This window comes from Bradyrhizobium sp. S3.7.6, assembly GCF_054061875.1.
In genome coordinates this window covers 5,456,760-5,475,394 of sequence record NZ_JBSSEQ010000001.1, presented here as the reverse complement: position 1 = coordinate 5,475,394, position 18,635 = coordinate 5,456,760, and the positions used below count along the sequence as shown (strand labels likewise).

The 18,635-nt window shown below is 65.1% G+C and carries 14 protein-coding genes and 1 pseudogene; 6 read left to right on the top strand and 9 right to left on the bottom strand.

Annotation, left to right across the window (positions count from 1 at the left end; translation table 11 throughout):
- Positions 1-3 precede the first annotated feature (3 nt).
- Together ACVJ5M_RS26830 and ACVJ5M_RS26825 are read right to left on the bottom strand one after the other, a co-directional pair.
- Complete coding sequence (locus ACVJ5M_RS26830) at positions 4-1,371, bottom strand: M23 family metallopeptidase (RefSeq protein WP_354099575.1); 1,368 nt, start codon at positions 1,369-1,371, stop codon at positions 4-6.
- A 110-nt stretch (positions 1,372-1,481) separates the two neighbouring features.
- Positions 1,482-2,171, bottom strand: coding sequence for a peroxiredoxin (locus ACVJ5M_RS26825; protein WP_084795150.1), 690 nt, complete (start codon positions 2,169-2,171; stop codon positions 1,482-1,484).
- A gap of 202 nt (positions 2,172-2,373) precedes the next feature.
- On the opposite strand from ACVJ5M_RS26825, the gene ACVJ5M_RS26820 reads away from it, so the two are divergent.
- Positions 2,374-6,174 (top strand): YhdP family protein, encoded by a 3,801-nt coding sequence (locus tag ACVJ5M_RS26820; protein WP_456679635.1) that lies wholly within the window; start codon positions 2,374-2,376, stop codon positions 6,172-6,174.
- 163 nt (positions 6,175-6,337) lie between these two features.
- Here the strand turns inward: ACVJ5M_RS26820 and ACVJ5M_RS26815 are convergent.
- Together ACVJ5M_RS26815 and ACVJ5M_RS26810 are read right to left on the bottom strand one after the other, a co-directional pair.
- Positions 6,338-8,032 (bottom strand): annotated as a pseudogene (locus ACVJ5M_RS26815) (methyl-accepting chemotaxis protein).
- Between the two features lie 269 nt (positions 8,033-8,301).
- Entirely contained in the window at positions 8,302-9,993 is a 1,692-nt protein-coding gene (locus tag ACVJ5M_RS26810; RefSeq protein ID WP_085401071.1) for a methyl-accepting chemotaxis protein, read from the bottom strand.
- Between the two features lie 161 nt (positions 9,994-10,154).
- Between ACVJ5M_RS26810 and ACVJ5M_RS26805 the strand changes: the two genes are divergently transcribed.
- Complete coding sequence (locus ACVJ5M_RS26805; RefSeq protein WP_283018766.1) at positions 10,155-10,298, top strand: hypothetical protein; 144 nt, start codon at positions 10,155-10,157, stop codon at positions 10,296-10,298.
- Between the two features lie 55 nt (positions 10,299-10,353).
- Here the strand turns inward: ACVJ5M_RS26805 and ACVJ5M_RS26800 are convergent, their stop codons facing one another.
- From ACVJ5M_RS26800 to tyrS, 3 genes are all read right to left on the bottom strand, one after another.
- Positions 10,354-10,797, bottom strand: coding sequence for a DoxX family protein (locus ACVJ5M_RS26800; protein WP_283018767.1), 444 nt, complete (start codon positions 10,795-10,797; stop codon positions 10,354-10,356).
- A 219-nt stretch (positions 10,798-11,016) separates the two neighbouring features.
- Positions 11,017-12,276 carry an MFS transporter gene (locus ACVJ5M_RS26795; protein ID WP_283018768.1) on the bottom strand — a complete coding sequence of 420 codons (1,260 nt, stop codon included), beginning with the start codon at positions 12,274-12,276 and terminating at the stop codon, positions 11,017-11,019.
- A 56-nt stretch (positions 12,277-12,332) separates the two neighbouring features.
- On the bottom strand, positions 12,333-13,586 hold the full coding sequence (gene tyrS, locus ACVJ5M_RS26790) for a tyrosine--tRNA ligase (RefSeq protein WP_283018769.1): 1,254 nt from the start codon (positions 13,584-13,586) through the stop codon (positions 12,333-12,335).
- A 164-nt stretch (positions 13,587-13,750) separates the two neighbouring features.
- Between tyrS and ACVJ5M_RS26785 the strand changes: the two genes are divergently transcribed.
- The 3 genes from ACVJ5M_RS26785 (at position 13,751) to ACVJ5M_RS26775 (ending at position 15,978) form a co-directional block, all read left to right on the top strand.
- Positions 13,751-14,854 (top strand): anhydro-N-acetylmuramic acid kinase, encoded by a 1,104-nt coding sequence (locus tag ACVJ5M_RS26785; RefSeq protein WP_283018770.1) that lies wholly within the window; start codon positions 13,751-13,753, stop codon positions 14,852-14,854.
- A gap of 112 nt (positions 14,855-14,966) precedes the next feature.
- Positions 14,967-15,644 carry a glutathione S-transferase family protein gene (locus tag ACVJ5M_RS26780; protein ID WP_283018771.1) on the top strand — a complete coding sequence of 226 codons (678 nt, stop codon included), beginning with the start codon at positions 14,967-14,969 and terminating at the stop codon, positions 15,642-15,644.
- Between the two features lie 10 nt (positions 15,645-15,654).
- Positions 15,655-15,978, top strand: coding sequence for a DMT family transporter (locus ACVJ5M_RS26775; protein ID WP_028148768.1), 324 nt, complete (start codon positions 15,655-15,657; stop codon positions 15,976-15,978).
- Here the strand turns inward: ACVJ5M_RS26775 and ACVJ5M_RS26770 are convergent.
- Together ACVJ5M_RS26770 and ACVJ5M_RS26765 are read right to left on the bottom strand one after the other, a co-directional pair.
- Positions 15,975-16,487, bottom strand: a complete 513-nt coding sequence (locus ACVJ5M_RS26770; RefSeq protein ID WP_283018772.1) for a DUF1697 domain-containing protein — start codon at positions 16,485-16,487, stop codon at positions 15,975-15,977. The two genes, ACVJ5M_RS26775 and ACVJ5M_RS26770, sit on opposite strands and share 4 nt — an antisense overlap.
- Positions 16,488-16,495: 8 nt before the next feature.
- Positions 16,496-17,143 (bottom strand): alpha/beta hydrolase, encoded by a 648-nt coding sequence (locus ACVJ5M_RS26765; RefSeq protein ID WP_014495555.1) that lies wholly within the window; start codon positions 17,141-17,143, stop codon positions 16,496-16,498.
- Between the two features lie 345 nt (positions 17,144-17,488).
- On the opposite strand from ACVJ5M_RS26765, the gene ACVJ5M_RS26760 reads away from it, so the two are divergent.
- Positions 17,489-18,628 carry a cysteine desulfurase family protein gene (locus ACVJ5M_RS26760; RefSeq protein WP_283018773.1) on the top strand — a complete coding sequence of 380 codons (1,140 nt, stop codon included), beginning with the start codon at positions 17,489-17,491 and terminating at the stop codon, positions 18,626-18,628.
- Positions 18,629-18,635: the final 7 nt, after the last annotated feature.

Genomic DNA, 18,635 nt, shown 5'->3' with positions numbered 1-18,635 from the left:
GGCTTAGCCCGCGCTGAGCCGCACGCCGGCGCGCAAGAACTTCTGCGGATCGACCGCTTCGCCGTCGATGCGGGTTTCGTAATGGAGGTGCGGGCCGGTGGAACGGCCGGTCGAGCCGACGAGGCCGATGACCTGGCCGAGCTTCACGATCTCGCCGACCTTGACGTTGATCTCGGAGAGATGGCCGTAGCGGGTCGCAAGTCCGTTACCGTGATCGACCTCGACCATGCGGCCGTACCCGCCCGACCAGCCGGCCGAGACCACCTTGCCGTTGGCGGTGACGCGGGCGGGATCACCGGTGGCGGCACGGAAGTCGAGCCCGGTATGCATCGCGGGCCGGCCGAGGAAGGGATCGCTGCGCACGCCGAAGCCGGAGGTGAATTCGACCTCGCCGATGACGGGCTTGCGGTACGGCACCAGCGCCAGCGTGCGATTGAGCCGATCCATCTCGGCGCGGGTGACATTGATGCGGTTGAGCTGCTTCTCGAACGGCCCGGCATTGGCCGCCAGCTTGACGGGCACGAAAGGACCGCCCATCGCGGAGCGCGGCACGGCGGCTTCGAGGCTGGCGAGATTGAGGCCGAGGTCGCTGACGACACCGCGCATCCGGCGCATGCGTGAATCCATGCCTTCCTCGACGGCGCTGAGCGTCGCCATCTGGCGACGCTCGACCTGGTCAAGCGAGGTCGTGAGCCGGACCAGGACGTTGTCGAAACCTTGGTTCTTGGCGAATTGGCTGGTCGGCGGTGCCGCGACGGTCAGCGCACGCGACTCAAGCCGTGCTTCGCGATCGGGCGGTGCCACGAAGATCACGGTGTCGCTGATCGGCGACGGCTTCGGCGTGCCCTGCGTCGCGCCCTGGCTCGAATCACCGCGCTGCGGGGCCGTGCGGGGGATTGATCCGGTCACGTCGGGCATGGCCCCGAGCGCCGTGGCGCGGGACTCCAGCGCCGTCTGGCGCTTCATGATCTGGTCGAGCTTCTGGTCGAACTGTTCCTGGTCGAGCAGCTGCCGGCTGGTGGTGCGGTCGACCTTGGCACGGAGCTCGGCGATGCGATCCTCGTAGGCGTACTGCATCTCGGCCTGACGTGCGATCAGCCGGGTCAGGACGTCGTCGCGGAAGGCGAAATAGGTCGCGGTCGCGGCCGACCAGAGTCCGAGCAGCACGACGGTGCCGACCACGATCCAGAACACCACAGGTCCGAGGCGGACCTGCTTGCCGTGGTGCACGATGGTGTAGGCGTCGTCGGTCGAGGGAAGGGGGATCGCGGCTGCAGCCACGGCGGCGGCAGGACGGCGATGGAGGGGCCGTCCGTGGTCGTGCGCGTGATGTTGGGGGTACTGCGAATATTGGGCAGAACTTTTCGACATCGGCACTCCCGCGCCGGTCGGATGAGTCCGTACGGCCTAATTGCCGCAGCAATCTGGGCCGGTCATGGTTAATTTTCCGGAAACGGAACCACTCGAATTTAACGGATTGGTTAAAGGCCTCTTGCCGCTTCCAGCACCTCGTCGGCGTGGCCGTCGACGCGGACATTGCGCCAGACCCTGGCTACCTTGCCGTCGGCACCAAGCAGTATCGTGGTGCGAAGAACTCCGAGGAAGCTCTTGCCATACATAGATTTTTCGCCCCAGGCGCCGTACGCCTCCAGCATCTCGTGTTTCTCATCCGAGATGAGGGGCATGCCGAGGCTGTGCTTGTCGCGGAACTTCTCCTGGGCCCTTAACGGATCGGCGGAGATGCCGAGCAGGGCCGTGCCGGCAGCGCTGAAAGCGTCCGCCAGCCGCGTGAAATCGATCGCCTCCCGGGTGCAGCCGGGCGTGTCGGCGCGGGGATAGAAGAACAGGACGAGCTTCCGACCGGCATAGTCGGCGAGCGAGACCACATCGCCGCCGTCGCGGGGCAGCCGGAAGGCGGGCGCCCTCTGGCCTTCGGTCAGGGCCGGCTTCGCCTTCGCGGGCGCGGAGGCCGATTTGGAGGAATTTAACTGTTTCGACGCGGCCTTATGTGATCCTGCTTTTGCTACGGTCCTGGTTGATTTGCTCGCCTGCGTCCGCTGTGTTTTCGCGGACTTTGTTTGAGTCGTTGCCCGCTTGGTCGGGGTCTTCTTTTTAGCTGTTGCGATGCCGGAGGGCGTTTTGGACGATTTCTTTCGGGATTTCTTGGACATACGCCTTCCTTTCGTCGCTTTCGGCGGGTCAACCAAAGCGGTATTGCAGCTCTCGTCCGGTGTGCCGGAATCGCCCTCGTCTGGGCAAGTCTGGCGACGCCGGGGTATGGTTACAAGGAATTCCACGCACCACCCCACTGCTCGTTGAACGCGCGCCCGGGGCGAAATGACGAACAGCAGGAACATTCGAGGTATGGCGGCAATGCCGGCGCGGGGAGCTTCGCTTCCCGCGGACGGCTGCGGTCCCGGCGGTGCTCAATCCTACGATGGGCGCCTGTATCGAGAGGCAATGGCAAGGAATACGTCGCCCCAGGATTACAATCGGGATTTCGATCGGCGCGGCGGTCAACAGCAGCCGCAGGAATGGGACGACGCCGACTGGGATCCGGATCAGGAAGCAGCGGCGGGCTATCGGGCGCGCCGGCTGTTGTCGCGTTCCAATTCAGGCTTCCATCGTTTCGGTGACGGGTTTGCGTCAATGCGCCGCTGGCTGGCGGCTGATCGCTGGCTGAAGCGGCTGGCCATCGTGGTCGGAGCCCTTGCCGTCATTTTCATCGGCTGTTTCGGCGCGCTGTGGTGGCGGCTTGGTGCGGGTCCCATCAATCTCGACATCGCGACACCCTGGCTCGCTGCTGCCATCGAGGACAATATCGGCCACGGCAACACTGTGGAGGTCGGCGGCACCCAGATCGAGCGGGCCGGGCGGATCCGCATCGCCGTGCGCATCCGCGACATCGTCGTCCGCGACCATGATCACGCCATCGTCGCCACCGCGCCGAAGGCCGAAGTGAAGCTGTCGGGGGCGGGTCTCCTGATGGGGCACCTGCGCGCGGAAAGCCTCAACCTCGTCGATGCCGAGCTGGCGATCCGCATTGCGCCCGACGGCACCGTCACCGTGTCCGCCGGCGACACCGCCAAGCCGCTGGCAACCGGCGTCGCATCCAAGAAGGAAGCGGGCCTGCCGCCGACATTCCCGCGCAACGGTGTCCCGCCGCCGCCATTCGCCGCCGGACCTGCAAGCCCGGACGCATCGCAGGCTGCTCCCCAGGCCGCTGCCCCGAGCGGCATTCTTCAGGGCCTCGACTGGCTCGACAGTCTGAGCATGACCGGCCTCGACGGCCAGAACCTCAACGAGATCGGTCTGAAGAACGGCAATCTGATCGTCGACGATCAGCAGCGCGGCAGCAAATGGAGCTTTGAGAACATCACGCTCAGCCTGCGCCGGCCGAGCCATGGCGGCGTCGCGCTCAGCCTAGGCGAGGAGGGCGCGCGCCCGTGGTCGCTGCGCGCCACGATCGGCCCTGGCGAGAATGGTGTGCGTTCGGTCGACATCCGCGCCGATAAGCTTTCCACCGCCAACATCCTGCTGGCGCTCCGGGTGAAGGACTTCACCTACACCGCCGACCTGCCGCTGACCGGCGAGCTCAAGGGCGAGCTCGGCCGCGACGGCGTGCCGACCTTCTTCCGCGGCAAGATCGCGGTCGGTGCGGGCAACATCATCGACACCGACACGCCTGACTATCCGATGGCGATCGACTCGGCCGAGATCAACGTCGAGTGGGATTCGAACCGGCGGGTATTGGTCGCTCCGTTCAAGATTCTCTCGGGCGCGAACCGCCTGACGCTTCTGGCCCATCTCGAGCCGCCCAACGGCACCACCAACGACTGGCAGCTTGGCTTCAGCGGCGGCTCGATCCTGCTGGGCGGCATCGACAACGAGCCCCCGCTGGTCTTCAACCGCATCGCGATTGGCTTCCGCTTCGATACCGACCACAAGCGCATGCTGCTGACGCAAGCCGATATCAGCAATGGCGAGATCGGCGTCGCCGGCACCGGTGCCATCGACTATTCGGGCGAGCCGCGGTTGACGCTGGGCTTTGCGGGAACGCCGATGTCGGCCTCCGCGCTCAAGCGGATGTGGCCGACGCTCGTCGTTCCCGAGTTGCGCGAATGGGTGATCGAGCGGATCGAGCGCGGCACGCTCCAGCGCATCGAGATCGGCGTCAATTCGCCGACGAAGAACCTCCCGCGCAAGGGCCCGCCCATTCCCGACGACGGCCTGTCGGTCAACATCGTCGCGAGTGGCGTCGCGGTCCGCCCTGTGGATGGCATGCCGGTGGTGCACGATGCCGATTTGAAGGCGCGTGTGACCGGGCGCACCGCGACCGTGAATATCGGGCAGGGCATTGCCGATACGCCGGCGGGCCGCAAGGTCACGATCTCCGACTTCGTCTTCGAGGTGCCGGATATGGCGCCCAAGCCGTCGCCATCGCGGACCAGGTTCCGCGCCGACGGCCCCGTGGCGGCCGCCGCCGAAATCCTTTCCAATGATCGGCTCAGCGATCTGTCGGCGACGTTCGTCGATCCCAACACCAGCAAGGGAACGTTCTCGGCGAACATCCAGCTCGGCTTGCCGGTCAAGGGCGCGCTGACCAAGGGCGACACCAGCTACGCCGTCAGCGCCGACCTCAACGGCTTTGCCGCCGACAAGCTGGTGATGAACCAGAAGCTGGAGGCCAACAACCTCAAGATATCAGCCAACAACCAGGGCTATCAGGTCAAGGGCGACGTCAAGATCAACGGGCAGGCGGCTTCGCTGGACTATCGCAAGCCGACCGAGGGCGACGCTGACGTCAAATTGCAGGCCACGCTCGACGATGCGAGCCGCGCGCGTCTCGGATTCGACCTCAGCCCTGCCGTGAGCGGATCGCTGCCGATCAAGCTGTCGGGCAAGATCGCCGGAGGTCCCGACCAGACGACGAAGCTCGGTGTCGAGGCGGACCTGACCTCGGTCAAGCTCGACAACATCCTGCCCGGCTGGGTCAAGCTGCCGGGCAAGTCGGCCAAGGCCAGCTTCAAGGTGTTGCCGACGGCGCAATCAACGCGCCTGGAGGACATCGTCGTCGAAGGCGGCGGCGCCTCGATCAAGGGCTCGCTTGAAGTCGATCCGAACGGCGACCTCATGAACGCGAACTTCCCGACCTACGCCCCGTCCGACGGCGACAAGGCCTCGTTGAAGGTGGAGCGTGGCCAGGACGGGGTGGTGCGGGGCACGATGCGCGGGGATGTGTTCGACGGCCGCGGTTTCCTGAAGTCGGCGATCTCGGGCAATTCCAAGGACGACGCCAAGAACAAGATGAAGAACGTCGATTTCGACATCGACGTGAAGCTCGGTGCCGTCGCGGGCTTCAACGGCGAGGCGATGCGCAGCGTCGACGGCAAGATGTCGCGGCGCAACGGCACCGTCAAAGCCTTCACGCTGAACGGCAAGATCGGCCGCGACACGCCGGTGGCAGCCGATTTGCGCGGCGGCCGCGCCCAGGGCAATCGCGAGGTGATCTACCTCCAGACCAACGATGCCGGCGCGTTGCTGCGCTTCACCGACACCTACACCAAGGCGAGCGGCGGCCAGATGGTGGTGGCGATGGAGCCGCCGACGTCGGAGCCGAACACCACGCGCGAGGGCCTCATCAACGTCCGCGACTTCACGGTGAAGGGCGAGGCGCAGCTCGAACGCGTTGCCGCCGGCGCGCCCAACGGCACCGGGAACGGCGTCTCCTTCAGCGCGCTGCGCGCCGAGTTCACGCGCCAGAACGGCGCGCTGACGATCCGCGATGGCGTCGTCAAGGGCCCGATGATCGGCGCCACCATCGAGGGCTCGATCGACTATCCCGGCAACCAGGTCTGCATGAGCGGCACCTTCGTGCCGATGTACGGCTTGAACAACATGTTCGGACAGATTCCGGTGCTCGGATTGTTCCTGGGCGGTGGCGACAAGGAAGGCCTGATCGGCGTGACCTACGAGGTCGTCGGCACGCCGGCCGCGCCGGTGATGCGCGTCAATCCGGTTTCGGCCATGGTGCCGGGTGTGTTCCGCAAGATCTTCGAATTCAACACCGGCAAGCAGAACACGCCGTTCGAGGAATTCCCGTCGCAGTCGAACGACGGCTCGACCGGATCGACGCGCCAGCTCTCGAGCGGCTGCACCCTCGCGCGGCGATAACCCACTAAAATTCGCAGGTGCTCGTCCCGGCTGCGCGGCCGAAGCCGCTTCGGCGCGGCGAAGGCCTGGGCATCCACGTTCTTCGTGCAGAGCGGCTATAAAAACGTGGATGGCCGGGACAAGCCCGGCCATGACGCATGTGGAGGGATTGGCGTCGGGAAGCTTACGCCGCGCGCACGCCGGCCAGGAAGGTGCCGACTTCGCCGGAGAGCTGCTCGGCCTGCTTGGAGAGATTGCTGGCCGCAGCGAGCACCATGCCGGCGGCGTTGCCGGTCTCGTTCGCCGCGGTGCTGACACCGCCGATATTGGTGGTGACTTCCTTGGTCGCTTCAGCGGTCTGCGAGACGCTGCGGGCGATCTCGGCGGTGGCGGCGCCTTGCTCCTCGATGGCCGCGCCGATCGAGGTGGCGATCCGGCTGACTTCCTCGATGGTGGCGGTGATGCCGCCGATGGCGTCCACGGCCTCCTTGGTCGCGCCCTGGATCTGGGCGATCTTGTCGCCGATCTCGCGGGTGGCTTCCGCGGTCTGGCTCGCCAGCGACTTCACCTCGGAGGCGACGACGGCAAAGCCGCGGCCGGCTTCACCGGCGCGTGCGGCCTCGATGGTGGCATTGAGCGCGAGCAGATTGGTCTGCGCTGCGATGCTGGAGATCAGCTCGGCGACGTGCTCGATCTGCTGGGCGCCGTCTGAGAGCGCACGGACGATGGTGTCGGTGCGGCGTGCGCTGTCGACGGCGCGCTCCGTCACCTCGGCGGACTGCGCGACCTGGCGGCTGATCTCGGTGATGGAGGAGGAGAGCTCCTCGGCCGCGGCGGCAACGGTCTGAACGCGCTGGCTGGCTTCGGTGGCGGCCGAGCCGACCACGGCGGCGCGGCGGTTGGTGCCCTAGGCCGTGGACGACATCGACTTGGCGGTGGTCTCGAGCTCGCCGGAGCCGGAGGCCATCAGGCCGACGAGCTGGCCGACCGAGGCATCGAAGCGGTCGGCGAGCGAGATCAGGGCGTCGCGTTTCTCCTGCTCATTGCGGGTCTTGGCGGCAACCTGCTCGGCCTCCAGTGTGCGCGCCGTCAAAGCGGTCTGCCTGAGCATTTCGAGCGTCTCGGCCATGCGGCCGATCTCGTCGCCGCGATCGGTCTCCTCGACCGGCCTGTCGATAGCGCCTTCGGAAATCTCCTGCATGCGGGTCTTCTGGCGGTTGAGCGCGCCGAGCACGTCGCGGGCGATCAGCCAGGACAGCGTCGCCATCAGCAGCATCAGGCCAACGCCGATTGCGGCGAGCTCCAGCGTCAGCGCGCGCACGTCGGCGTCGATGTCGTCGACATAGAGACCGTAGGCAATTGCGACGTTCCAGGGCGCGAACTGGCGAGCGAACACCATTTTGCGGACCGGAACGGTCTCGCCCGGACGCGGGAAGAGATAGGACAGGATACTGCCTTCCGGTGTCTGCTTGCCTGCGGCCACCGTGGCATCGCCGATCACGATGCCATTGGCATCCTTGATGCCGTTGTTCTTGCCCTCGAGCTGAGGCGCGCCGCCATTCATCATCACTGTTGAATCGGCGGTATAGACGACGGGATAGCCTTGGCCGCCGTTGAACTTCATTCGCCGGCCGCGCAGCTTGAACTGGTCTTGCGCATCGGCGAGCGTCATCTTGCCGGCGGTGACGTCGTCCTGGAGCGATTGCGCGAAGCCGTGCAGCAGATCGACTGCCGTCTGCATCTGGCGCGCGCGATCTTCGAGCATGCGCGTCTTGCTGAGATAGGCTGACGCGACGATGAGGGCAGTCACGGTGAGCGCCGCAAGACAGACCATGCTGGCAAGCTTGGTGCGGATTTTCAGGTGACTGAGCAGCGTCATAACGGCCTCGCGAACGGTTGCAAAATGCTAGTTCTCGCGCAGCCGTATCAGGAAGTCCTTACCATTCCTGAACGCAGGGCACGGCGTGTTCAGACGCGGCGCAATCTGCGCAGCCATGGACACGCATATGCAGGGAAGACGCCGATGCCTGCGGCGACGTGTCCAGAAAAATGCGTCGTGATCGTATTCGTGCGATCAATCCGGTGCGCTCCGAACATCGATTCGCAGATGCGTCGTCTTGTTCAGAACCTGCGCAGATGTCGCGCGGCTTACGCCGCGCGCACGCCCGCCAGGAAGGTGCCGACCTCGCCGGAGAGCTGCTCGGCCTGCTTGGAGAGATTGCTGGCGGCCGCGAGCACCATGCCGGCGGCATTGCCGGTCTCGTTCGCCGCCGTGCTGACGCCGCCGATATTGGTGGTGACTTCCTTGGTCGCTTCAGCGGTCTGCGAGACGCTGCGGGCGATCTCGGCGGTGGCGGCGCCTTGCTCCTCGATGGCCGCGCCGATCGAGGTGGCGATCCGGCTGACTTCCTCGATGGTGGCGGTGATGCCGCCGATGGCGTCCACGGCCTCCTTGGTCGCGCCCTGGATCTGGGCGATCTTGTCGCCGATCTCGCGGGTGGCTTCCGCGGTCTGGCTCGCCAGCGACTTCACCTCGGAGGCGACGACGGCAAAGCCGCGGCCGGCTTCACCGGCGCGTGCGGCCTCGATGGTGGCATTCAGCGCGAGCAGATTGGTCTGTGCCGCGATACTGGAGATCAGCTCGGCCACATGCTCGATCTGCTGGGCGCCGTCCGAGAGCGCGCGGACGATGGTGTCGGTGCGGCGCGCGCTGTCCACGGCGCGGCCGGTCACTTCGGCGGATTGCGCGACCTGGCGGCTGATCTCGGTGATGGAGGAGGAGAGTTCCTCGGCCGCGGCCGCGACCGTCTGGACGCGCTGGCTGGCTTCGGTGGCGGCCGAGCCGACCACGGCGGCGCGGCGGTTGGTGCCCTCGGCCGTGGACGACATCGACTTGGCGGTGGTCTCGAGCTCGCCGGAGCCCGAGGCCATCAGGCCGACGAGCTGGCCGACGGACGCATCGAAGCGGTCGGCGAGCGAGATCAGCGCGTCACGCTTCTCCTGCTCGCTGCGGCTCTTGGCGGCGACCTGTTCGGACTCCAGCGTGCGCGCCGTCAAAGCGGTCTGCCTGAGCATTTCGAGGGTCTCGGCCATGCGGCCGATCTCGTCACCGCGGCCGGTCTCCTCGACCGGCTTGTCGATGGCACCGTCGGCAATCTCCTGCATGCGGGTCTTCTGGCGATCGAGCGCGCCGAGCACGTCGCGGGCGATCAGCCACGACAACGTCGCCATCAGCAGCATCAGGCCGAAGCCGACCGCGGCAAGCTCGAGCGTCAGCGCGCGCACATCGGCGTCGATGTCGTCGACATAGAGGCCGTAGCTGATCGTCGCGTTCCAGGGAGCGAACTTGCGCGCGAACACAGTCTTGCGCACCGCTTCGGTCTGGCCGGGGCGGGGATAGAGATAGGAGGCTACGCCGCCGCCATTCTGTTCGCCGGCCTTGAGGATCGCGTCGGCAATGAGGACGCCGTTGGCGTCGATCGCGCCGGTGATCTTGCCTTCGAGCTGCTGGTTGGCGCCGTTGACGAGGAGGGACGTGTCGGCGTTGTAGACGACCGGATAGCCCTGGTTGCCGTTGAAGGTCATGCGCCGTCCGCGCATGTGGAACTGGGCCTTGGCCTCGGCCTGCGTCAGCTTGCCGGCGGTGACGTCGTCCTGGACCGACTGGGCGAGATTGTAGAGCATGTCGACCGCGGTCTTCATCTGCTGGACCCGGTCCTCCATCATGCGGCTCTTGCTGAGGAAGGCCGATACCGCGATGATGGCTGTGACTGTGAGAGCCGCAAGACAGACCATGCTGGTAAGCTTGGTGCGGATCTTCAGATGGCTCAGCAGCTTCATCGCAGCCTCTACGAAATGGTTGTTATTGCTCGCATCGGTAGCATGAAGTTCTTACCAATCATGAACATAGGCATGCGGCCACCGGCCGCGCGCGTGACCGTTCGCAGCCTGATGCGCAACCATGCAGGCAAAGCGACATGCGTAGGCGCACGTCAGCGCGTATGGCGGAGAAGATCGATCCTGGACTTTGGTGGTCATCGAGCCTGGCGGGAGCGGCAATGAACCGATTCGTTCACCGCCTCATCATGTCCGCGCTGCTCGTCGCGGCCCTCGTCCTGATCTGGAACGTGCTGGGCTCGCGTTAGATGGCACCGGCAGAGCTGCCGGTGCCATCCATGACTTGCGCGTCAATTGCGCGCGTCAGCGTCGCGCAAATGCGCCGCCGGCCGAGGCGCGTTCGTTGCCCAGCGCCGCATCGACGCTGATCGGGCCACCGCCGGCCGCCGAGAGATAGAGGCAGGCGAAGCAGAACAGGATGGCAAGCGTGCCGTTGTTGAGCAGCGGCAGGAGCACCGGCGTCTCGCCCTTGAGCATATGTCCCATGAAGTAGGCGAAGGCCATTTCACCGGAGAGGATGAAAGCGGCGAGGCGGGTGAACAGGCCGAGGATCAACAGCGCGCCAAGCACCAGCTCAAGCGTCCCGGCCGCGCCGTAAAGCGACATCAGTTCGACTTTCGCGAACATCGGCAAAGGCGGAAACTTGAAAAGCTTGGCCACGCCGAATTGAAACAGCAGCAGGCCGGTGATGAAGCGGAACAGGCTTAGGAGAACCGGTTCAAAGCGAGTGAGATAGGGAAAGTTCATTGGTTTGTGCCCTCCATCCAATGGGCGACTTGGACCGTATTCAGTTCGGCCTCGCAAGCCACCCGGGGTCAATTCCGTGCTGACATTTTTGTCATGTGGACAAAATATCGCAGTTCGTCCCTTAACTCCGGTTGCGCTCGACTGTTTCGCACGCGGAGCAGCGTGTGTCGCCCGTAATTTCCCGGTGACGCGGAGGGATGCAGGTTACGTCGGGGAGACCTACTCCCGCAAGGCGGGGACAATCAGAAATGGAATCATTCCGAGGATCACGCTCGCAAGTGCGAAGACGAGCAGGAGATTGTAGCCGTGCGTGAAGTCGTGGATGAGGCCGCCGCTCCATGAGCCGAACGCCGAGCCCAATCCGCTGCCGATCGAGATGGTGCCGAAGATCGTGCCGACGCGCTTGCCGCGAAAAATCTTCATGGCGGTCGCTGTGATCAGCGGGCCGCGCGAACCCATCATGCTGCCGAAGCAGACGACGAAGCCGGTGAGCAGGATGATGTTCGGATAATACTGCAAGAGCCAGAGCAGGACGATGCCGATGATCGAGATCGCGTAGCTAAGCAGCACCGAGGGCCGGCGCCCGATCAGCCCGTCGAGCGCGGACACGCCGAGCATGCCGAACACCAGCACCACGCCCGAAAAACCCCAGGCGGTCGCGGCCTGGAGCGGCGGAAAGCCGGCGTCGATGAGGTAGGCCACGATCTGCGCGGCGATCGAATACATGCCGACCGCGGTGAAGAAGAAGGTCGAGAACAGCGCCCAGAAAGCGTGGTGGCGCATCGCGCTCGCAAGCGTCCAGCCGTTGTCGATGAAACCGGGATCGGTCTTCTTGCTGACATGCGGCGAGCCGACCGCGAACATGCGCCAGGGCAGAAGCAGCAGCGGCGCGAGCAGGCCGAGCGCGGCGAAGCCGTAGACCTGATAGGCTTCACGCCAGCCGAGATGATCGATCAAAAGCTGCGAGGTCGGGAGCAGCGCCAGCACGCCGCCACCCATCGCCGAATAGACCACCGCCATCGCGGTCGGCAGCCGTGGCCCGAACCAGCGGCCGAGCAGGATCGAGTTCGGCACAATGCCGATGAAGGCGACGCCAATGCCGACGCAGAGGCCGATCGAGAGCTGAAATTGCCAGAGCGCCTGCGCGTGCGCCGCGATCAGGAACGCCGAGCCGAGCAGGAAAAGCCCGAGTGCGTAGACGATGCGCGGTCCGGAATGGTCGAACAGGCGCCCGACCAATGGCGCGGTCAGACCGCTGATCAACCAGGTCAGTGAGTAGATCGAGACGACCTGCGCACGGTCCCAGCCAAAGTTTTCGGAGATCGGCTTGAGGAAGACAGTGAAGCTCTCGCTGAGGCCGCGGCCGAGGACGGCGAGCGTGAAGCACAGTCCGAGCACGATGAGTGCGGTGCGCACCGCATCTCGCTGCGTGCGTACGGCTTGTTCCCTCGAAGTTTCCCTGGGCGTGTTTTGATCCATTGCCGGTCAGGGAGCGCGCTTCGGCGTGCCCTGACAAGCATCAAAAGCTCATACGCCTATGCAGGCCGGATGAGGACGTGCTTCTTCTTGCCGAAGGACAGCTTGATCACGCCCTCAGGTGTCAGATTGGCCGCCGACAGCGCCATCTTCTCGTCGCTGACGGACTCGTCGTTGACGCGCAGGCCGCCGCCCTTGATCTGGCGCCGTGCCTCGCCATTGGAGGCAACCAAGCCTGCCTTGACGAAGGCGTTGAGCACGCCGAGGCCGGCGTCCAGCTCGCCGCGCGGAATTTCCACCGTCGGCAGGCTTTCGGCCAGTGCGCCTTCCTCGAAGGTGCGGCGCGCGGTTTCAGCCGCCTGGTTTGCTGCGTCGCGTCCGTGCAAGAGCGCGGTCGCCTCGGTGGCAAGCACCTTCTTGGCCTCGTTGATCTCCGAGCCGCCGAGTGCCTCGAGTTTCCTGATCTCGTTCATCGGCAGCGTCGTGAACAGCTTCAGGAATTTGCCGACGTCGGCGTCCTCGGTGTTGCGCCAGTATTGCCAGAAGTCATAGGGCGAGAACTGGTCGGCGTTCAGCCAGACCGCGCCTTGCGCGGTCTTGCCCATCTTGGCGCCGGAAGCAGTCGTCAGCAGCGGAGTCGTCAGCGCGAACAGCTGGTGGGTGCCCATGCGGCGGCCGAGATCGACGCCCATGATGATGTTGCCCCACTGGTCCGAGCCGCCCATCTGCAATTTGCAACCGGTGCGCTTGGCGAGCTCGACGAAGTCGTAGGCCTGGCAGACCATGTAGTTGAATTCGATGAAGCTCATCTCCTGCTCGCGCTCGAGGCGCAGCCGCACGGAGTCCATGGTCAGCATGCGATTGACCGAGAAATGCCGGCCGACGTCACGCAGCATCTCGATCCAGTTGAGCTTGGTCAGCCACTCCGCATTGTCGAGCATGACGGCGTCGCTCTTGCCGTCGCCGTAGCGCAGCACCTTTGCGAACACGCCGCGGATCGATTCCTTGTTGGCCTCGATCTCGGCGACGGTGCGCATCGCGCGGGTCTCGTCCTTGCCGGAGGGGTCGCCGACCATGGTGGTGCCGCCGCCCATCAGCGTGATCGGCTTGTTGCCGGACTGCTGGAGCCAGTGCAGCATCATCATGGTCAGGTAGTTGCCGATGTGCAGCGAGCGGGCGGTGCAATCGTAGCCGACATAGGTGGTCGCTTCGCCCTTGGCGGCGAGCACGTCCAGCCCCTCGAAATCGGAGCACTGGTGGATGAAACCACGTTCCTGCAGGGTATTGAGGAAATCCGATTTAAATGCAGTCATCTGTCGGCGAGCCTGACAATTCTTGGTTTACTGTTTCGGGTGCAATTTAAGGGTCTCCCGTGGGAACTCGATTGCCACCCGCCACTTTGCCTGTGGCATTATAAGATGTGTCCCTCTGGCACAAGATCGGCATGCCGGAGGGGGTCTCTTGAGGACGCTGATCCATGATGTTGACGGCACTCGGTTTGATGAGCGGCACCTCGCTGGACGGGGTGGATGTCGCGCTGATCGAAACCGACGGAAAGCAAGTGAAGGCGTTCGGGCCGTCCGGCTACCGGGCCTACAGCCCGGCGGAGCGCAATCTGCTGCGCCAGGCGCTGAGCGAGGCCGTGCACCTGCCGCGGCGCGACGCCCGCCCTGGCGTTCTGGCCGAGGCCGAGCGCGCGGTGACGCTGGCCCATGCCGAGGCTGTGGCCGCCTTCATCGCCCAGAACCGGATGAAGCCGGAGGACATCGACATCGTCGGCTTCCACGGCCAGACGGTGCTGCATCGCCCCGAGAAGCGGCTGACGGTCCAGATCGGCGATGCGCCGGCGCTGGCCAGGGCGATCCATATCCCCGTGATGCACGACTTCCGCGCCGCCGACGTCGAGGCCGGCGGGCAGGGCGCGCCGTTCGTGCCGGTCTACCACCGGGCGCTCGTCCATTCGCTGGAGCGCGAAGGGCCGATCGTCGTCGTCAATATCGGCGGCGTCTCCAACATCACCTATATCGATGGCAACGACACGCTGATCGCCTGCGACACCGGACCGGGCAACGCGCTGCTTGACGATTTCATGTACCGCACCATGAACCAGGCCTTCGATGCGGAAGGAAAGTTCGCAGCGCTCGGCAAGGCGGACGAAGCCTGGATCGCGCGGGCACTGGAACTGCCGTTCTTCACGGCTCCGCCGCCGAAATCGCTCGACCGCAACGACTTTGCCGCGCTGAAGCTCGGCGACGTCCCGCCGGCCGACGGCGCCGCGACCCTGACCGCCTTCACCGCGGCGGCGATCGCCCGGATCATCTCGCTCCTGCCGCGCCGGCCGCGGAGCTGGATCGTCTGCGGCGGCGGCGCCCGCAACCTCACCATGCTGCGGATGCTGCGGGAGCGGGTAGGGTCGGCCACGGTCGAGGCCGCCGAGACGCTCGGCTGGGCCTCCGACGCCATCGAGGCGCAGGCCTTCGGCTTCCTGGCTGCCCGCGGCCTCAAGGGCCTGCCGCTGTCCTACCCCGCCACCACGGGGGTGCCGATGCCGATGACGGGCGGCGTGATGGCGCGGCCCTGAGGTCCGGGCCTCAAGATCCAAGGTCGGTTGATGCAAATGCATCGATCTTGACGTGTGAATGCAATTGCATCTATATTGGATGCAGTTGCATCAAACCGCCGGGATCATTGCCATGACCGCCTCACTGAAACTTATCAGCCACAAGCTTTGCCCGTATGTGCAGCGCGCGGTGATCGCGCTCAACGAGAAGGGCGTGCCGTTCGAGCGGATCGACATCGATCTCGCCAACAAGCCCGACTGGTTTCTGAAACTCTCGCCGCTCGGCAAGGTGCCGGTCCTGGTGGTGACGACGGAGAAGGGCGAGGTCGCGCTGTTCGAGAGCAACGTGATCTGCGAATACATCGAGGAGACGCAGGCAGGCCTCAAGCTGCATCCGGCGGATGCGTTGAAGCGCGCCGAGCATCGCGCCTGGATGGAGTTCGGCTCGGCGATCCTCGGTGACCTCTGGGGTCTGGAGACCACGACCGATCCGGCGACGTTCGAAGGCAAGCGCCAGGCGGTTGCGGCGAAATTCGCGCGCGTGGAGGCCGCGCTCGGTGCGGGGCCTTACTTCGCAGGTGATGCGTTCAGCCTCGTGGATGCGGTCTTCGCCCCGATCTTCCGCTATTTCGACCTGTTCGACGAACTGACCGAGCACGGCATCTTCAGCGATTTGCCGAAAGTCCGCGCATGGCGCGCGGAGCTTGCGAAACGTCCGAGCGTGCGCACCGCGGTCGGCGCGGACTATCCGCAATTGCTGCGTGCCTTTCTGGTGCGCCACGACGCGCATCTGCTGAAGCTTGCGGCCTGAGCGCACGCCAATGTCGCAATCCATGGCCTGGCTGATGCTGGTGATCGCCGGTGCGCTCGATGTCGGCTGGGCGATCTCGATGAAATATGCCGAAGGCTACACACGGGCAGGCTGGAGCATCGCCTCGCTGGTGCTGCTCGCCGCCTTCGTCTTCCTGCTCGGACGCGCTTTGCAGGTGCTGGAGGTCGGCGTCGCCTATTCGGTGTGGACCGGCATCGGCGCGGCCGGCACCTTCCTGCTGGGCGTCGTGCTGTTCGGCGAGACCTTGAGTGCGATGAAGCTTGCCGGCATCGCGCTCGTGCTGATGGGGATCGCCGCGCTCAAGCTGGCCTAGATCTCCGCGGCCATCTTCGCGAGCGTTGCGACGGTATTCATGTTGCGCGCGGTGCCGGTCTTGGCGGCGGGGATGACGAGCTTCGACGTCCCCATGCCGTCGCCATAGTGCACGTAAATCTCGCGACGGCCGAGGCGGAGCTCTTCGTTGTTCTGGCCGCGGATGCTGGTAAGCGCGTCTTCAGGTGGCGCCCTGTCGAGGAAGATCGCGACGGTGCGATTGGGCGCAGCCTTTGGAAAAGGATTGTCGGCCGAGACTTGCGCCATCTCGGCGGCGCTACGCACGAGCACCCCGACCGGCGCGCCGGCGTAGGCGTGCAGGCGCTTTTCGAGGGCGGTCTTGATTGCAGCTTCCGACTTGCGGCTCGTGAAGACGACGTTGCCGCTCGCAATATAGGTGCGCACGGCGGCGAAGCCGAACTCCTCGCACATGGCCTTGAGCTCGCTCATCGGCAGCTTGCCGGTGCCGCCGACATTGACGGCACGCAGCAAGGCGACGAAGGAGCCCATTTGAGGCCTTAGCGCACGTTGGCGAGGCGCATGTCGAGATAGGCCGTGATGGTTTCCATCAGCGGCTCGAGCTTGGCGTCGAAGAAGTGGTTGGCGCCGGGGATGACCTGCTGGTCGATCACGATGCCCTTCTGCGTCTTCAGCTTCTCGACCAGCGTGTTGACGTCCTTGGGCGGCACCACCGCATCCTTCTCGCCATGCACGATCAGCCCCGACGAGGGGCAGGGCGCCAGGAACGAGAAGTCGTAGAGGTTGGCGGGCGGCGCGATCGAGATGAAGCCCTCGACCTCGGGACGGCGCATCAAAAGCTGCATGCCGATCCAGGCGCCGAACGAGAAGCCGGCGACCCAGCAGGCGCGTGCTTCGGGATTGATGGTCTGCGCCCAGTCGAGGGCTGCGGCCGCATCCGACAATTCGCCGGTGCCGTGGTCGAACGAGCCCTGGCTGCGGCCGACGCCGCGGAAGTTGAAGCGCAGCACCGAGAAACCGCGATGCGCGAAAGCGTAGTAGCACTGGTACACGATCTGGTGGTTCATCGTGCCGTGAAACTGCGGATGCGGATGCAGGATCATCGCGATCGGCGCGTTCTTCTGCTTGGCCGGGTGATAGCGGCCTTCGAGACGGCCAGCAGGGCCGGTGAAAATGACTTCAGGCATGATGATCTCTTGATTGATCCCTTGAAGACGCTCTTCAGCAATCAACCGATTGTGCGGACTTCATCGACTGCTGTGCCGATCAAACCGCGAATGGAAGAGTGGAGCGGCGCCCTCGGATGGTGCGCGAGCGGCGCGCGGTGAACTGACGCGGGCGTTCTAACATGAGGCGAGGGTCAAAAAGCAAGCATCTTGAACATCCGGCAATGGGCTCAAGATGTTAGCGCGTCATGGCGTCGTCATTGAGCGGTGGGGATTCGGAATCGAGTTGCCAACCGCTCCACGGGGGCCCATGTCGGGCTCCAGGACGGGCACACCAGCCTGATCCATGGAGTAACATAATACCTCATGCCGAGTCGTGTCTATCTCGACTGGAATGCGACCACGCCGCTCCGCGCCGAAGCGCGGACCGCGATGCTTGCCGCCTGGGAGCTGATCGGCAACCCGTCCTCGGTTCATGCCGAAGGGCGCGAGGCGCGTCGGCTGGTCGAGGAAGCCCGCGCCACACTTGCAGCGGCCGTAGGCGCGCTGCCGCGGAACGTCATCTTCACCTCAGCCGGAACCGAGGCCAATGCGCTGGCGCTGTCGCCCGGTCTGCGGGGGTTGTCCGGCCGCCCTGTCGAGTGTCTGTTGGTCTCGGCCGTCGAGCATGCCTCGGTGCTGTCGGGCGGCCGATTCCCAGCGGAGAAGGTCAACCAGATCCCGGTCACACGCGCTGGCGTCATCGACCTCGACCGCCTGAAGGCGTTGCTCTGCGACGGCCCGCCGGCGCTTGTCTCCATCATGGCTGCGAACAACGAGACCGGCGCAATTCAGCCGCTCGCAGAGGCTGCTGGGATCGTCCACGCGGCCGGGGGGCTCCTGCACGTCGATGCAATCCAGGCATTGGGAAAAATCCCGTTCGATATCAAGGCCGTGGACGCAGACGTTGCGACCTTTTCCGCGCACAAGATCGGCGGCCCCAAGGGCGTCGGCGCGCTGGTCCTGGCGGGGGGGATCACTGGACTGGAACCCGTGCTGCGGGGCGGGGGACAGGAGCTGAGCCGGCGCGCGGGAACCGAGAATGTCGCCGGCATCGCCGGATTCGGGGCAGCGGTGAGAGCCGCCCTTCAGGCTCTGCCAGAGGATGTGGAGCGGATGGCAACCCTCAGAAATTCCTTGGAAAATGGAATCCGCGGGATCGCCGGCACGATGGTCTTCGCGGATGACGTCAAGCGGTTGCCAAATACCATCCTCTTCACTGCCCCCGGCCTGAAGGCCGAAACCGCCGTGATCGGCTTCGATCTCGAAGGCGTGGCTGTGTCCTCGGGCTCGGCCTGTTCTTCAGGTAAAGTGCAGCCGTCTCACGTGCTGTCGGCGATGGGGTATGATGCCACCGTTGCCCAGGGAGCGGTGCGTCTTAGTCTGGGCTGGTCCACGGAACCAGATGACATCAACAGGGCGTTAGAGGCTTGGCGAAAGCTTGGTAATACCCTACTTAGAGCCTAAGCGACGA

Coding starts and splice junctions, on each gene's coding strand:
- ACVJ5M_RS26830 (WP_354099575.1), bottom strand. CDS start 1,371: ATGTCGAAAAGTTCTGCCCAATATTCGCAGTACCCCCAACATCACGCG.
- ACVJ5M_RS26825 (WP_084795150.1), bottom strand. CDS start 2,171: ATGTCCAAGAAATCCCGAAAGAAATCGTCCAAAACGCCCTCCGGCATC.
- ACVJ5M_RS26820 (WP_456679635.1), top strand. CDS start 2,374: ATGCCGGCGCGGGGAGCTTCGCTTCCCGCGGACGGCTGCGGTCCCGGC.
- ACVJ5M_RS26810 (WP_085401071.1), bottom strand. CDS start 9,993: ATGAAGCTGCTGAGCCATCTGAAGATCCGCACCAAGCTTACCAGCATG.
- ACVJ5M_RS26805 (WP_283018766.1), top strand. CDS start 10,155: ATGGCGGAGAAGATCGATCCTGGACTTTGGTGGTCATCGAGCCTGGCG.
- ACVJ5M_RS26800 (WP_283018767.1), bottom strand. CDS start 10,797: ATGAACTTTCCCTATCTCACTCGCTTTGAACCGGTTCTCCTAAGCCTG.
- ACVJ5M_RS26795 (WP_283018768.1), bottom strand. CDS start 12,276: ATGGATCAAAACACGCCCAGGGAAACTTCGAGGGAACAAGCCGTACGC.
- tyrS (WP_283018769.1), bottom strand. CDS start 13,586: ATGACTGCATTTAAATCGGATTTCCTCAATACCCTGCAGGAACGTGGT.
- ACVJ5M_RS26785 (WP_283018770.1), top strand. CDS start 13,751: ATGATGTTGACGGCACTCGGTTTGATGAGCGGCACCTCGCTGGACGGG.
- ACVJ5M_RS26780 (WP_283018771.1), top strand. CDS start 14,967: ATGACCGCCTCACTGAAACTTATCAGCCACAAGCTTTGCCCGTATGTG.
- ACVJ5M_RS26775 (WP_028148768.1), top strand. CDS start 15,655: ATGTCGCAATCCATGGCCTGGCTGATGCTGGTGATCGCCGGTGCGCTC.
- ACVJ5M_RS26770 (WP_283018772.1), bottom strand. CDS start 16,487: ATGGGCTCCTTCGTCGCCTTGCTGCGTGCCGTCAATGTCGGCGGCACC.
- ACVJ5M_RS26765 (WP_014495555.1), bottom strand. CDS start 17,143: ATGCCTGAAGTCATTTTCACCGGCCCTGCTGGCCGTCTCGAAGGCCGC.
- ACVJ5M_RS26760 (WP_283018773.1), top strand. CDS start 17,489: ATGCCGAGTCGTGTCTATCTCGACTGGAATGCGACCACGCCGCTCCGC.